The following is a 13928-nucleotide window of genomic DNA, read 5'->3' as shown; positions in this document are numbered from 1 at the left end:
GTACGGTCCTCTCGACGGTCGGGCGGAATGAGTTAGGCATACCTAACTCAGGCTAACTCACTCCACCCAAACGCCCTCAGGTCCCGCGGATCACGAAGGTCTTGCTGGCGCCGGCCTGATAGTGACCGAAGGTCGGCAGGTACGCCCGGTAGGTGATGCTCCCAGCGGGTGCCGGTGGCGCGGCGAGCGTGATCCGGCCGCTCTGGCGAACCGTTGCGCTGCTAACCCCACGCCACCCCGTGCTGTAGAGGCGCTGCAGCGTCACTGGGCGAGGCGTCGGGAAGTACCCGCCTTTGACGGAGCCGTTGACGAGCACGACCTCGCCGACGGGTGCACTCGTCTTCACCGGCGCGGCAGACACGACGCCCGGCCGGAGCGGGTAGAAGTGGAAGGCCAGTTGGTCCACGTACTTCCCGCGGACGCGGACACAGTGGTTGACGTCTCCGCCGACCCCCGCGAAGTTCGTCACGAGCAGCCCGGCCGTGTTGGTGTACCTGGATCCGGCGTCGTACTCGGCGCAGAGGTTGCTCCGGACGACCTGCAGCAGGATGCGGGTGCCGTAGGCCTTGCCGGTCGCTGAGTCGTAGATGGCCGCCCTGACCTGGTACGCCGCGTTGAAGGGCACCACTCGGGGGACAACCGACACACCGATCTTCGGGATGTGGACGCCACGGATCGCGATGCTCGGCCCGTCGAACGGCGTCGGGCCCGGCTTGCTGCCGTCGTCGCCGGTGTAGCTGTCGAACTCGACCACTCCGCTGACCTTGAAGGTTCCGTTGGCCGTCGACGGGACCTTGAGACTGCCCGTCCAGGTGCCGTTCTGCGCCGTACCGACGGTCCGCACCAGGTCGCCGGCGACGATCAGGTTGATCGGCCCGACACCGCCCGAGCGCCTGAGGACGACACTGAGCACCTTGTGGGCGTCCGGCGGGCTACTGGGCGGATAACTGGCCTTGAGCGTCACTGGTACCGGGTACAGGTTCATTCCCGAGACCGCGACCGATGTCCGGCCCAGCGTGACGCTGGTGACGGACAGGTCCGGGTCCGGAGGCATCGCTTGGGCCGCGGGTGTCGCGACCATGGTGGATCCGATCACGGCCAGCGCCGCGATCACCACCTGAATTCTTCGACTGCGCATTAGATTCCCCTGATGACGAAGGTCTTGCTGACACCGGCCTGAAATCTGTCGCAGGTCGGCAATGACACCCGGTAGCTGACGTTTCCGGCATACGGGGGTTGAGCGTTGACGGTGAAGCGGCCGCTGCTGCGGACCTTTCCGGTACTGACGCCGCGCCACTGCGATCCGGCGTACAGGCGCTGCAGGACGACCGGGCAGCCGGCCGGCGTACCACGCACCGAGCCGTTGACCGGCACGATCGTGCCGACCTTGGCGCTGGTCTTCGACGGGGTGGCGCTGACGATGCCGGGCCGGAGTTCGAACCAGCCGCGCCACAGGGTGTCGAAGTCCTTTCCCCGCACCCGGACACAGGTCAGGAAGTCAGCGGCGGCCGCCGGGAAGCTGGCCACCAGGATGCCGGCGGCATCGGTGTACTTCGAGCCGGCGTCGTACTCGACACACAGGTTGTCGTTCTGGATCTGGAGCAGGATCCGGTTGCCGTAGGGCTTGCCGGTGGCGGAGTCGTAGATGGCTGCCTTCACCTGGAAGCCCGAGCCGAACGGCACCACTCTCGGGATCACCGAGACACCGATCTTCGGCTGGTGCAGCCCGGTGACCGCGATGCTCGGCCCGTTGAAGAGCGTCTCGGTGGGCCCGCTGCCGTCAAGGGTTTCGCCGGGGAGCACGCCGAACACCGTGAAGGTCCCGTTCGCTGTCGAGGGCACGTCGACCGTGCCGGTCCAGGTGCCGTTCTTCAGCGTTCCGGCGGTGCGGGTCAGTTGACCGGCGATCATCAGCGAGACCGCGCCGACTCCCGCGGTCCGCTTCAGGAGCACGCTGAGCCGGGTGTTCTGAGCCAGCGGGTCGTCGGAGTTGTAGCCCGCCTTGACCGTGACCGGCACGGCGACCCGGTTGAGGCCGGAGACGGCGACCGTCGCGCGGCCGAGACCGACGTCGGTGACGGTCAGCTTCGGGTCGGGCGCTTGAGCCGCGCTGGACACCGCTGTGGCCGGCGCCGGCAACAGCATCGATACCATTCCCAGCACCGCCGTTATTGCCACCCGAAATGTGTTCATTTCCGCAGAATGACACGGGAAACGGAATCTTCCCAGGGTGAGGTGAATTATACTTGCTATTTCTGGTGAAAAAGAATTAACCGGCCATTTACCGCAACTTTTCGGCGGCCGGCTGCATCAGGTGTTCTGAGGGGATCAACGGCTAGCAGCAACCGTCTGTGCATGCCTGAGCTGCGCCGCTGGGAGCGCAACAGCCTTTGCCCTGCCAGGCTTGGACTCCTTCGCGCAGCGCGATCGCGGCGATGACGAGGCCGGCGATCGGGTCCGCCCAGGACCAGCCGAGCGTCGCGTTGAGCAGGAGACCGACCAGGAGCACCGCCGACAAGTACGTGCACAACAGTGTTTGGGTGCCATCGGCAACTACCGAGTTGGACTGCAACGCTTTGCCCGTACGCCGTTGCGCGGCCGACAGCACCGGCATGACGATCAGCGACGCGATCGCCAAGCCGATCCCGACGCTGGACGCATCCGGCGTCGAACCGGCGACCAGGGACCGTACGGATTCGAACGACACGTAGAGCGCAAGCCCGAAGAACGACAACGCAATCAGCCGCAGCGCCCGCCGCTCCCGCGTCTCCGGCATCGGACTCCGGAACTGCCACAAGATGATCAGCCCGCTGGCCACCTCGACGATGGAGTCCAACCCAAACCCCACCAACGCCACCGACCCGGACACGGTGCCTGCGGCGATCGCCACCCCAGCCTCAACCACGTTGTACCCAACGCTCGCCCCGGCCAGCAATTGCGCCCTGCGCCCCAACCGCCGACGCCTGGCAACGGCCCGCTGCTCGGGATCATGCCGTGGAACCTCCGCCGGCTGCGCCGTCGACGCCGGATTGGTGAGCGCCGTCGACAGCGGAGTGGTGAGGGGCAGGAGCCGCGGCTCGCGTCCTGCCTGCGTGGCCGCCGTCGGCGGCGGGATCGTGGGGAGTTGGGGAGGGGGGTTGGTGGCTTCGGTCATCGGCATTCGCCTGTCGCGTCGGGGCGGCAGCAGGCGGGATCTACCGCGAGGACGACGTTGAGAAGCTGGGCGAGAGCGGTGCCGAGCGCGGGGTCGGACAGCTCATACCGAGTCCGGCGACCTTCAGGCTCCGCCACAACGAGCCCGCAGCCGCGCAAGCAAGCCAAGTGATTAGACAGCGACTGCCGGCTGACACCAATCCGCTCAGCCAGCTCAGCCGGATAACTCGCACCTTCGCTGAGGGCAAGCATCACCTGAGTCCTGGTCGAATCCGACAACGCATGCCCAAACCGAGCCAACACCTCACCACGACTGATCGTGTCCACCCACCGAACAGTACATCAAACCCTGTATTCACCGAAAGCTGTATCAACCAGGACGTCGCCTTCAGCTTGGTGAACTGGCAACTCAGCCGGTTGCCGGGCGTTGGCTCATCGTCTTAGCTCGTCGATGAGGTCGCTCACCGTGCCGTCCGCGGGGGTCGGTATCGGGGCGGGCCGCTTGGGACGGCTGGGCGCCGTGGCTCGGCCCTCGGCAACCAAGCGCTCCAGGTTGCTCGCTGCTTGGATCGGCACGAGTCGAGCGACGGGCTTGCCGTGGCGAGTGATCGTGTAGCTGCGGCCTTGGCTCACGTCCTCGAGGTAGCGGCCCAGGCCATGGCGTAATTGCTGGAAGCCGACCGTATCCACCGGGTCTCCTTTTCGCTGGTGGATTGAGCCTAGGAAGGCCGGTGCAAGTTGGCGAGGCCAGATCGTCGGGCAGAGAGGGGCAGCTAGGCAGCAGATGCTGGGCCCCTGCCAGAAGACCGACCCGGTGTCAGCTCGGCAAGCCCGCCGATGCGCCGGGCCAAAGGCGATGCCGCAGTGCGAGGTCGCATGAGTATGCCGCCCAATCCACTCTCAGCCAGGCGCCATCTACCCCGCCACGTCTGCGGGCCCGACGACGACGGGCCCGCCAGTTGCTCAGGCGATAGCTGTACCGCAACATCAACCGGTCGGCGACGGCTCGCTCTCGTCAAGTGGGCGACGAAGGAGCCCGCGCCTGGGGTGAGCGGGAGCTCAGTGCCGCGGGAGCGACGAAGGAGCGAACCGAGGCGCCGGCGTGGGGGACGGTCGACGGCGGCTGGCCCGGTAGAGCTGGTTGGTTAGGTGGCGAAGACGTCGGCGTCGTTGGCGAAGGCTTTGAATTCCAGGGCGTTGCCGGCGGGGTCGTGGAGGAACATGGTCCATTGTTCGCCGGGTTTGCCTTCGAAGCGGAGGTACGGCTCGATGACGAAGGGGGTGCCGGCGGCTCGGAAGCGGTCGGCCAAAGCGTGGAAGTCGGGGATCTCGAGGATCAGGCCGAAGTGGGGGACGGGGACGTCGTGGCCGTCCACCGGGTTGTGGATCGCTTGCGGGCGTGACGGCGCGAGGTGCGTCACGAACTGGTGGCCGCGGAGGTTCCAGTCGATCCAGGTGTCGGAGCTGCGGCCGCGTTCGCAGCCGACCACGGAGCCGTAGAACTCCGCGGCGGCTGCCAGATCGTCGACCGGCATGGCCAGGTGGAAGCGCGGTACTGATGGGCTCATGCCGTCAAACCTACAGACCTACGGCCAGATCGAGCTGACCCATTCGGGGTGGTCGATGAACGGGTTGCGGTTGTGCTGCCAGGTGTCGAAGATGACCTGGTTGCGGCGCTTCTCGAACGCGTCCGGCGGGTCGGCGGCGCTCCAGGCCTTCAGCACCGTCAGCTTGCCGATGTACGGCGCGGTGCCGTTGTTCACCGAGTTGTTCGGCTCCAGGTTCGGCCAGCCGTCGCCGCCTTCGTAGCGGACCGCCATGTAGAAGATCATCCGCGCGACATCACCCCGTACCGCGGCCCGCGGCGCGAACGAGTCGCCATCGGCGGTACATCCCGGGCACTCGGTGACGGCCGAGCCGCCGTTGTCGAAGTCGAGGTTGCCGCGTGCCGAGTTCACCGACACATCCTCGGGACGCAGGTGGTGCACGTCGGTCCCCGGTCCGGTCGCCGTACCGAAGTCACCGTGCGACTTGGCCCAGACGTGTTCGCGGTTCCAGTCGTTGACCCCACCACCGTTGGTGCTCTTGGCCTGCGAGCGACCGGAGTACAGCAGGATCACGTTGTTGGGATTGGCGGGATCCTGGTCGGTGTCCTTCAAAGCGTTCCAGACCTGCTCGTAGGTGAGCTTGGTCTGGCTCGAGATGATCGTGTGCAGCGCGGACTTCAGCGCAGCGCCGGTCTTGCCGGAGGCGGCCGCGTAGTAGTCGCCAGGATCGCCTGGATCACCCGGATCAGAACCGCCACCACCACTGAACGCCGTCGGATCCTTCAACCCCGCATGCGGCGTGAAGTACGGCGTCAGTGTCCCCGTGACCGTGATCTGAGCGCCGAGCAATCCCGGGTTCGTCTTCAGCCCGTACTGCGCCCTGAAGCCGCTCGGGATCTGCACGTAGAGCATCGACCCGGTCGAGGTCGTCGAAGCCGAATCGGCCAGCGCGAGCGCAGTGTCGCCGGTATAGCCGCTCCGGATCACCGTATTGGCGGCAGTCGGCTGCCCGACCACATAGCCGACGACAGTGCCGACCGACCCGTTCTGCTGCCCGATCGCAGCACTCACGGTGAGGTTGGCCGTCGTCGCGGCGGTCGACGGGGTGATGCCGAAGCCGACCAACGCCAACAGCACGCCGATCACCACAGCAGGACGTACTAATCGAAGAGCAGGCACGGCAATCTCCCAGGGGCGGTTGGGAACCACTGCATCGCAGATCAGTCTGCCCCCGCCGCCCCTGGTTCGAACGTCAAACCCCGGCAAAGTTTGTCCGACAATCCGGCAAACTCCCGACGCCGGCTACTTCAGCTCGACCGTCCAGGGCCCACCGGCGGCAGGCACCTTGGGAAGTTGGACATCGGAGTACTGCATGAAGTTCTTCACCGCATAGATCTGGTAAGCACCTGGAGCCAGTTCTTTCGATCCCGGCAGGTCGCCAGGAATGCACTGGGTGGTGCTCATGGCGGTCTTCAGAGTCCTGGTCTCGCCCGGTGCGAACTTCCAGTGGTAGCCGGAGGTGTGCTGCGCGAGCGCAGTCGCAACCACGACTCCGTCCTTGACCACGAAGATCGACGGCCCGCCAGGGGTGTCGAACAGGTCCAGGGGTTTGCCGGTCGTGTTGGTCAGCTGGACGCTGATCGGTCCGGCACCACCCCGGTCGTCGCGGGTGACGACCTGCTGCGTCACCTCGAGCTTCATCGACGGATCGCCCGCGAGCGGTGCGGAGAACTTGGCCCCGCAGGCCAGCACCGGCTGCACCTGGCCAGGCTTGATCGTGATGGTCGGCTGAGGCGGAGCGGCAACCGGCTGCTCATCACCACCACCACTACCAGGCAGTACTGCGTACGCCCCTGCCGCGATCACCACAGCGGTCGACGCGGCGACGGCTGCTGCCAGGCCGGCGCGACGGCGGCGGCGGGAGCGGATCCGGGGGATCAAGGTCTGTTCGTCGACGGGCACCCGGTCGGTACCGTCCGAGGCCATCGTCTGGAGTAGGTCTTTCAAGTCTCGGGAGGTCATCTCATGCTCTCCTCGGTCGTGCCGAGCTGGCTGGCCAGCTTCGTCCGGGCGTCGGACAGGTGGCGCTTGACGGTGCCTTCGGAGCAGCCGAGCTGGTCCGCGATGTCTTGGACGGTCAGGTCCTCGTAGTAGCGCAGGACGACGCAGGCTCGCTGTTTGGGCGAGAGTGTCGACAACGCTCGTCGTACCTCGTCGGCGATCCCGATGTCCGCGTCTTCGTGCACCGGCGGATTCACCAGCAGGTGCTGGGCTTGCCGCCACAGCTTGGCCCGCCGCCGGCCATCGACGTACTGGTTGAGGATCGCCCGGCGGACGTACCCCTCGAGTTGCGCCACGTCATTGCCGACCCGGAGCCGGCTGAAGACCCGCAACAACGCATCCTGGACCAGATCGCCCGCGCTCGCGGTGTCGCCGGTCAGCAGATAGGCGTAGGAACGCAACGCGCCACCACGAGCCTGCAGCAACTCGCCGAACGCGGATTCCCAGTCAGCCATGCGCACCACCTTTCCCTGTCAATCATCAAGACGAACAGGTGCGGTGCGGCGTTGGGGGGTGAGCCCAGAAGATTTGAGTCGGTGGGACGGGAGCGCTCGCGCTCACCGCCCCACCTAGGTGTACGGGCCCCCATCAGCTCGTGGCTGCTGCCACGGGCTGCTTGCCCATCCACCAGTGAGGCACCACTGGCGGGTGGCACCTCACCGTCTGTAGAGAGGAGGACCACGAAGGCCCTTCTCACAACGGTGGCGTGGTGCGGACGCCGCTACGGACCGTACTCAGTCCGGAACCGAAAGTCCATGGATCGTGGAGGCCGTCTCACGGTACTGACGGGTCACTGTTTCAGCAGCTGATCGTGTCCGCGTGCGTCTGCCCGGCGGAGCGATAGGAGTTCACCCGAGCGGTGGCCGTCGACGGGGACAGTACTTCGTTCTTCGCGTAGTAAACCCAGTCAGCCGACTGCACGTAGGCGCTGGTACTGCCGCTGTGCCCGTCCAGGTCGATGAACCACTCGTTGTAGTTGAGCGTCATCGGCCGCCGCGGGTAGACCGAGTGGCCGTTGCCATCGGTGGTGTGGTCAGCGGCGAGGCTGCCGTCGATGTAGTACTTCACGTGGCCACCGCCGACCGTGGCGACCAGCGTGTGCCAGCCGGCGTGGCTGAAGCGACGCGCGGCGCTGATCCGCCAGCCGTCGAACGGGTCGGCCTGGTACGTGTTCCAGCTGGTGATGAAGTCGACCGGACCGGCCTCGCCCCAGCCACCGTTCGGCAGGTACTCCGAGATGTCGAGCTCGCTGTACGTCGGCTCCCAGTCGTAGTCCAGCGGCGAGATCGTGTAGAAGGTCTGGTTGACGTGATCGCCATCGGCGCCGCTGGCCGGGGTGTCGCTGAACTTGAACCGGGTCGCGTACGTGCCTTCGAAGAAGCGCTCCTGGTTCTGCTGCACCTGCGATTGAGTGGTTCCGGCGACCGTGCCGTTGGTCGCGGCGCGAAGCTGCAAGGACTTCTGCCCGTCCACGACCGGGAAGGTCACGTTGCTGGCGGTCCAGGTGCCCTCGATGCCCGGGCCGCCTCCGCCGGTCCGGACACTCCAGTCGTGGCCGGTGAAGTTCGGGTCGGTCCGGGAGCTGTAGTTGAAGTCGTCGAAGAACGCGCCACAAGCGGCGACTTTCTCAGGGCTGGTGCGGGCAATGGCCGTGGTGTTGGCACCAGCGGCAGCCAGAGCGGCCAGTACGACGGCTGTGGCGGTGATGCGGAGCTTGCGTGATCGAGCCATGGGTTCACACACCTTCGTCTCGGGGCGGAGATCTGCTCTTAAACTGGTCTATCCAAGTGGTCAAGTCAAGGCTTAAGCACGGAGTGAACACGCTCCCATAGGTAAAACCACTGGTAAAGATTGCTAGGGTTGGCTGATGAGGAGGACGGAAGCGCGCGACCGCCTGCTGCGGCTGATCGAGCTGCGCAGCCCCGGCGAAGCCCTGCCGTCCGAGCGGACCTTGAGCGAGTCGCTCGGAGTGTCCCGCCCGACCCTGCGCGCGGCGCTGGACGACCTGGCCCGCGACGGTCTGATCACCCGCGAGCACGGCCGCGGCACATTCACCAGCTCGCGGAAGATCCATCAGGCGCTCGAGCCGACTGCCGAGGGCGACTTCCAGGTGCCACCGGCCGAGGGCACCCCCTGGCAGAGCCGGCTGATCAGCTTCGACCTGGAGCCTGCCGGCGCCAGACTCGGCCAGCGGATGGAGATCTCACCAGGCGACCAGCTGGTCTCGGTGGTCCGGCTGCGGCTCGTCGACGCGGCGCCGATGTGCATCGAGCGGATCCGGATCCCGGCGGCGTTCGTTCCCGGCATCACCGGTCGCGACTTCGAGATCGGTTCGCTCTACGGCCTGATGCGATCCCGGTACGGCGTGGCGGCGCGCGAGGCCGTCCAGACGACCGAGCCGACTGTGACCGACGCGCAGGAGGCCGAGCTGCTGACCGTCCCGCTGCACTCGCCGGCGTTGCTCTTCGAGCGCACCACACGCAACGAAGACCGCGCCGTGATCGAGTACACCCGCTCCATTTACAGAGGGGATCGGTACAGGATCACGACGCGGTTGACGTTCCCTGACTAGCCCTTGACTGCGCCGGCGGCGACGCCGGTGGTGACGCGGCCCTGCAGGACCAGGAAGATCAGCAGGACAGGCAGCATGAACAGGGTCGCGGCGGCCATCGTCGCGCCCCAGTCGGTACCGAACGTGTTGCTGAACGACGAGAGCCAGACCGGCAGCGTGCGCTGGTCCTGGTTCTTGATGATCAGCAGGTTGGCGAAGGCGAACTCGTTCCACGCGGTGATGAAGCCGAACAGCGAGGTCGACAGCAGCCCCGGCGCGAGCAACGGGAAGACGACCCGCCGGAACGCCTCGAACTGGTTGCAGCCGTCCACCCGGGCGGCCTCCTCCAGCTCGACCGGGATGCCCTTCAGGAAGCCGCGCAGCGTCACGATCGTGAACGGCAGCGTCATCATGAAGTAGATCAGCGTCAGGATCGGCAGCTTGTCCAGCATGTCGGTGTCGCGGGCGATCACGTACATCGGGATCAGCAGCGCCTCCCACGGAGTCATCTGGGCGATGAACACCATCAGGATGAAGCCCTGCCGGCCCTTCCACTTCATCCGGCCGACGGCGTACGCCGCGCCGCAGGCGACCACCAGCGACAGCAGTACGGCGCTGATCGCGACCAGCCCGCTGTTGCGCCAGAAGGTCCAGAAGCCGTCCGCGTGCACCGCGGTGCCGAAGTGCGCGAAGGTGACGTGGGTCGGGAAGAACGACGGCGTCTCGGCCTGGATCTCCTTGGTCGGCTTGAAGGCGGTCAGCACCATCCAGTAGACCGGGAAGATCGAGAACAGCAGGACGCCGAGAGCGATCACGTTCAGCGTGATCTTGCGGCTGAGGCGGGTTCTCACAGTTCGCCCTCCTCCTTGAACATCTGCCGGAAGTAGGCCAGCAGCACCACGGCCAGGATCAGCACCGTGACCATCGAGATTGCCGCGCCCAGGTCGTACCGGTTGAGCACGGTGGCGATCTGGTAGGCGTAGACGGGCAGCGTCAGCAGCGCGTCGCCCGGGCCGCCCTGGCTGATCGCCCAGATCTGGACGAAGCACTTGAACACCCAGATCACCTCCAGGCACAGGATCAGCCCGAACATCGGCCGCAGGATCGGGAAGGTGATCAGCCAGAAGGTCCTGACCGAGCCGGCCCCGTCGATCTGGGCCGCCTCGTGCAGTTCCTTCGGTACCGACGTCATCGCGGCGTACAGGGTCAGCGCCGCGAACGGCACCGACTGCCAGACGATCAGCAACACCACGATCGCGAACGTCGAGTTGCCGTCCGCGAACCAGGCCTTGCCGTCGAACTGCTCGAACCCGAGCGCGACCAGCACCCAGTTGACGACGCCGAGCTGGGACTGGAACAGCCACTGGAACACGGTCGTCGCCGCGATCACCGGGATCGCCCAGGCGACCACGAGACCGCCCATCACGGCGAACCGCATCCACTTGCCCAGGGCACCGATCAGCAGCGCCACCAAGGTGGCCAGCACCATGATCAGGCCGACGTTGATCGCGGTGAACACGAAGGTCCGGCCGACGACGCCCCAGAACTTGTCGTCGTTCAGGATCTTCGCGTAGTTGTCGAACCCGACGAACTCGGCGCCGCCACGGATCAGTTGGGCGATGCCGAACTTCTGGAACGAGATCAGCAGGTTGCGGACCAGCGGATACACCAGCAGGTACGCCGTACCGACGACGGTCGGCGCAACCAGCAGGTACGGGAGGAGGCGTTCCCACAGGGGTCGCCCCCGCCTGGCCGAGACCGGCGTACCGGGCTCGGGGGCGGGGGCTGCTGTGGTCGCTTCAGCTTCAGCCACAGCCATGGCTCTACTTGGCGTTCAGGGCCTGGGTGATGATCTCGTCGGCGGCCTTGGCCGCGGCGGCCGGGTCACCGCCGGTCAGCACCTTGGTCTGGTACTCCTTGATCGGGTTCTTCGCCTCGACCGCGGCCCAGTTCGGGGAGTTCGGGGTGGCCTTGCCGTTGGCCGCGCCGGCCGCCATCGCCGCCACGCCCTCGTCCGAGCCGACCGCCGACGCGAGGCTGGTCCGGTTCGGCACGTACTTCATCGTCTTGGCCAGATCGGTCTGCCACTTCTCGCCGGCCAGTTCCTTGATGAAGGTGTAGGCGGCATCCTGCTCGGCCGCGGCCTCCGGGATGATCAGGTCGGAGCCACCGGTGAAGACGGCGCCCGGCTTGTCGGCGGTCTTGCCCGGGATCGGGAAGAAGCCGATCTTGTCCTTCAGCGCCGGGTTCGCCTGGGCGATCAGCTCGGCGGCACCCGGTACGGCGATCATCTGCGCGACCTTGCCCTGCGCGAACACGTCGGTCTGGGTCGGCTTGGCCTCGTCAGAGTCCTTCGGGCCCTTGCCGAGCGCCTGGATCTGCTTGTAGAAGTCCATTCCCTTGAGCGCCTCGGGGGTCTCCAGCGCGCCCTTCCACTGGTCGCCCTCCTTGACCGCGAGGTCGCCGCCCTCGTCCCAGATGAAGCCGGACAGCACGTAGAAGTTCTGGCCCGGCAGGTAGATGCCCTGGTTGCCGCCGGTGTTCACCTTGGCGGTGTCGGCCAGCCACTCCTCGCGGGTCTTCGGCGGGGCGGTGATGCCGGCCGCCTGGAACAGGTCCTTGCGGTAGAGCACGACCCGGTTGGCGGCGTAGTACGGGATGCCGAACTGCTTGCCCTCGTACAGGCCCGGTCCGGCCAGGCCCTCGATCCAGTCGTCGCCCTTGAGGTCGGACTTCTTGTCGGTCAGGTCCTTGACGCCACCGCTGGCCGAGTACTGCGCGACCTGGGTGTTGCCGACCTCGATCACGTCCGGCGCGTCCTTGCTGGCCAGCGCGCCGATGATCTTCGGGCCGATCCCGTTCCATTCCTGGATCTGGACGTTGGCCTTGATGTCCGGGTGGTCGGCGGCGAAGCCGGCCTCGAACCGCTTCAGGAAGTCGTCGGAGACGCTGCCCTTCATCAGCCAGACGTCGATGGTCTTCGGGCCGGAGTCGGCGGCGGTGTCCTTGGTGTCGTCGGAGGACCCACAAGCTGCGAGTGCGGTGAGAGATAGTGCCGCAACAGCGGCGACGGCAAGGGAACGGAACTTCATCGGATCACCTCGGGCGAAGTAGCCGGATCGGCCTCCGGCTGACTGGTATGAACCTGTCGTTCAGTGGCGTAGAGAATTGCCCAGGCGCTGCTGACCCGTCAATAGTTCAGGAGTATCCGTTACTAAGTCGTGAGTGCGTCCTCGCGCGGCAACCTCCTCGAAACCTGCCGTTTCCGAGCATGGGCCGCATTTCGCGTTGCAAATGGCGCAACGTACCAATTTCGCCGGTGGTAAGTCGTTTACCGGACCAGTTTGGTCGGAGACAAGGGCTGTCAGAGGCTTCCGGCGTACTGACTGACGTGGTACGCGGTGCTGGCGCCGTTGGGGGCGTGGGTCCGTTTGGACACCATCAGGTGCAGGCCGTTGGCCGCCTTGGTCGACCACGGGTGGATGAATCCCCCGTACAAGGCCGGCTCCTGGGCGAAGGTGACCTGGATCTTCTCGTTGGTCCAGACCTGGTCGGGGCCGGCCGCCGTCCGGGTGACGATGTTGCCGGTGGCGCAGTTGAGGTAGGCCATCGCCCAGGTACCGTCCTCGAGCCGGCGGACCGACGGTTCGCCGAAGCGGCCGTTGAGGATCGGTGAGCACGGTCGGCCCCAGCCCCAGTTGCTGCCGTTCCAGCCCCAGCCCTCGTAGGCCTCCGGGGAGAACATCCGCTCCCAGGGAACGCGGCGCAGCATCATCGGGCCGTCTTGCCGGCCGGAGCGGACCGAGAACACGTAGACCCAGTCGCCGTCGCGCTGCATGGTCCACATCTGGAACGGGTCGAGGTTGTCGCCGCTGTTGAACCACTTCAGGTTGGTACGGACGAAGTCGTTGCCGTTGTCGGTGTAGGCGAGTCCGGCGTACCGGGACTTCCACTGCGGGCCGTTCGGGCCGGCCGAGTTCCAGTTCTCGATGCTCATGTACGAGACGAGCTGGCGGCCGGTCTCGGGGAAGCTGATGCCGTCGTTCGGGATCACCGTGACCTCCCAGAGGCCGTCGATGCCGATCCCGTTGTGGCCGTTGTGCAAGATCTCGGGCGCCCGGCCGTTGCCGGCCACCTTGGCCGCGCTGTCGAAGACGATCCCGCCGGCCGCCCCCGGATGCACGGCCGACCGCAACATCACCGGCGACCGCCAGTCGTTGTTCGGCTGCTCGGGCCATGGGGTGTTGAAGGTGTCACCGAAGAGGTAGCCGATCGACCCGTTCTCGAGCACGTACGGAATCCCCAGGTCGGTACCGGCCACCTGCCACCGGCTGTTGGTGTCCAGATCGGCCCCGGTCACCCGCTTCTTCCAGGTGGCGGCTTGTGCGATGGCGGGTGCGATCAGCCCTGGGCCGACGGCAGCACCGACTCCGGCCGCCGCAACGCTTCCGAGAAATGTCCGTCGTTTCATGATCTGGCCTTCCAGCGTTCATGAGGGGCGGTGACAACGTGTCACTGGTCGCCTACGAACCTCGCAGACCTCAGACCTCCCGACCAGACCTATTCGACGAGCGTTGAAATCGATTTCCATCAGTCTCGAAATCGATTTCCCATTC

At 66.3% G+C, this 13928-nt stretch carries 15 protein-coding genes; 1 reads left to right on the top strand and 14 read right to left on the bottom strand.

Features of this window, described 5'->3' with window-relative positions; genetic code table 11:
* Positions 1-76: 76 nt before the first annotated feature.
* The 10 genes from ACIA12_RS21245 to ACIA12_RS21200 all read right to left on the bottom strand — a co-directional run bounded on the left by ACIA12_RS21245 (position 77) and on the right by ACIA12_RS21200 (position 8492).
* On the bottom strand, positions 77-1138 hold the full coding sequence (locus ACIA12_RS21245; RefSeq protein ID WP_396368745.1) for a hypothetical protein: 1062 nt from the start codon (positions 1136-1138) through the stop codon (positions 77-79).
* Positions 1138-2193 (bottom strand): hypothetical protein, encoded by a 1056-nt coding sequence (locus tag ACIA12_RS21240; RefSeq protein WP_396368744.1) that lies wholly within the window; start codon positions 2191-2193, stop codon positions 1138-1140. The genes ACIA12_RS21245 and ACIA12_RS21240 overlap by 1 nt, the downstream gene beginning before the upstream one ends.
* 142 nt (positions 2194-2335) lie before the next feature.
* Entirely contained in the window at positions 2336-3154 is an 819-nt protein-coding gene (locus ACIA12_RS21235) for a cation diffusion facilitator family transporter (protein ID WP_396368743.1), read from the bottom strand.
* Entirely contained in the window at positions 3151-3456 is a 306-nt protein-coding gene (locus ACIA12_RS21230; protein ID WP_396369382.1) for an ArsR/SmtB family transcription factor, read from the bottom strand. Before ACIA12_RS21230 ends, ACIA12_RS21235 begins: the two co-directional genes overlap by 4 nt.
* Before the next feature lie 129 nt (positions 3457-3585).
* Complete coding sequence (locus tag ACIA12_RS21225; protein WP_396368742.1) at positions 3586-3843, bottom strand: type II toxin-antitoxin system Phd/YefM family antitoxin; 258 nt, start codon at positions 3841-3843, stop codon at positions 3586-3588.
* 455 nt (positions 3844-4298) lie between these two features.
* A complete protein-coding gene (locus ACIA12_RS21220) occupies positions 4299-4721 on the bottom strand; it encodes a VOC family protein (protein ID WP_396368741.1) in 423 nt (140 codons plus the stop codon).
* An 18-nt stretch (positions 4722-4739) separates the two neighbouring features.
* Entirely contained in the window at positions 4740-5879 is a 1140-nt protein-coding gene (locus ACIA12_RS21215; protein ID WP_396368740.1) for an endonuclease, read from the bottom strand.
* A 123-nt stretch (positions 5880-6002) separates the two neighbouring features.
* Entirely contained in the window at positions 6003-6722 is a 720-nt protein-coding gene (locus tag ACIA12_RS21210) for a hypothetical protein (RefSeq protein WP_396368739.1), read from the bottom strand.
* Entirely contained in the window at positions 6719-7216 is a 498-nt protein-coding gene (locus ACIA12_RS21205) for an RNA polymerase sigma factor (protein WP_396368738.1), read from the bottom strand. Before ACIA12_RS21205 ends, ACIA12_RS21210 begins: the two co-directional genes overlap by 4 nt.
* Positions 7217-7559: 343 nt before the next feature.
* Positions 7560-8492 (bottom strand): glycoside hydrolase family 16 protein, encoded by a 933-nt coding sequence (locus ACIA12_RS21200; RefSeq protein ID WP_396368737.1) that lies wholly within the window; start codon positions 8490-8492, stop codon positions 7560-7562.
* Positions 8493-8628: 136 nt separating this feature from the next.
* Between ACIA12_RS21200 and ACIA12_RS21195 the strand changes: the two genes are divergently transcribed.
* Positions 8629-9333: a GntR family transcriptional regulator gene (locus tag ACIA12_RS21195; protein WP_396368736.1), complete on the top strand. Its 705-nt coding sequence runs from the start codon at positions 8629-8631 to the stop codon at positions 9331-9333.
* Here ACIA12_RS21195 and ACIA12_RS21190 read toward each other — a convergent pair.
* The 4 genes from ACIA12_RS21190 to ACIA12_RS21175 all read right to left on the bottom strand — a co-directional run bounded on the left by ACIA12_RS21190 (position 9330) and on the right by ACIA12_RS21175 (position 13783).
* A complete protein-coding gene (locus ACIA12_RS21190; protein WP_396368735.1) occupies positions 9330-10163 on the bottom strand; it encodes a carbohydrate ABC transporter permease in 834 nt (277 codons plus the stop codon). The genes ACIA12_RS21195 and ACIA12_RS21190 overlap by 4 nt on opposite strands.
* A complete protein-coding gene (locus tag ACIA12_RS21185) occupies positions 10160-11131 on the bottom strand; it encodes a carbohydrate ABC transporter permease (RefSeq protein WP_396368734.1) in 972 nt (323 codons plus the stop codon). Before ACIA12_RS21185 ends, ACIA12_RS21190 begins: the two co-directional genes overlap by 4 nt.
* Before the next feature lie 4 nt (positions 11132-11135).
* Positions 11136-12404: an extracellular solute-binding protein gene (locus ACIA12_RS21180; protein ID WP_396368733.1), complete on the bottom strand. Its 1269-nt coding sequence runs from the start codon at positions 12402-12404 to the stop codon at positions 11136-11138.
* Positions 12405-12676: 272 nt separating this feature from the next.
* Positions 12677-13783 (bottom strand): DUF4185 domain-containing protein, encoded by a 1107-nt coding sequence (locus ACIA12_RS21175; RefSeq protein WP_396368732.1) that lies wholly within the window; start codon positions 13781-13783, stop codon positions 12677-12679.
* Positions 13784-13928: the final 145 nt, after the last annotated feature.

Source organism: Kribbella sp. NPDC051620, assembly GCF_044453825.1.
Classification (GTDB): Bacteria; Actinomycetota; Actinomycetes; order Propionibacteriales; family Kribbellaceae; genus Kribbella.
Note: the sequence above shows the minus strand (reverse complement) of the source record. Positions and strands in the feature narration are given on the sequence as shown.

What these genes read in the sequence shown, in the direction of transcription:
- ACIA12_RS21245 (WP_396368745.1), bottom strand. Translation starts at nt 1,138, where the DNA reads ATGCGCAGTCGAAGAATTCAGGTGGTGATCGCGGCGCTGGCCGTGATC.
- ACIA12_RS21240 (WP_396368744.1), bottom strand. Translation starts at nt 2,193, where the DNA reads ATGAACACATTTCGGGTGGCAATAACGGCGGTGCTGGGAATGGTATCG.
- ACIA12_RS21235 (WP_396368743.1), bottom strand. Translation starts at nt 3,154, where the DNA reads ATGACCGAAGCCACCAACCCCCCTCCCCAACTCCCCACGATCCCGCCG.
- ACIA12_RS21220 (WP_396368741.1), bottom strand. Translation starts at nt 4,721, where the DNA reads ATGAGCCCATCAGTACCGCGCTTCCACCTGGCCATGCCGGTCGACGAT.
- ACIA12_RS21210 (WP_396368739.1), bottom strand. Translation starts at nt 6,722, where the DNA reads ATGACCTCCCGAGACTTGAAAGACCTACTCCAGACGATGGCCTCGGAC.
- ACIA12_RS21205 (WP_396368738.1), bottom strand. Translation starts at nt 7,216, where the DNA reads ATGGCTGACTGGGAATCCGCGTTCGGCGAGTTGCTGCAGGCTCGTGGT.
- ACIA12_RS21200 (WP_396368737.1), bottom strand. Translation starts at nt 8,492, where the DNA reads ATGGCTCGATCACGCAAGCTCCGCATCACCGCCACAGCCGTCGTACTG.
- ACIA12_RS21195 (WP_396368736.1), top strand. Translation starts at nt 8,629, where the DNA reads ATGAGGAGGACGGAAGCGCGCGACCGCCTGCTGCGGCTGATCGAGCTG.
- ACIA12_RS21185 (WP_396368734.1), bottom strand. Translation starts at nt 11,131, where the DNA reads ATGGCTGTGGCTGAAGCTGAAGCGACCACAGCAGCCCCCGCCCCCGAG.
- ACIA12_RS21180 (WP_396368733.1), bottom strand. Translation starts at nt 12,404, where the DNA reads ATGAAGTTCCGTTCCCTTGCCGTCGCCGCTGTTGCGGCACTATCTCTC.
- ACIA12_RS21175 (WP_396368732.1), bottom strand. Translation starts at nt 13,783, where the DNA reads ATGAAACGACGGACATTTCTCGGAAGCGTTGCGGCGGCCGGAGTCGGT.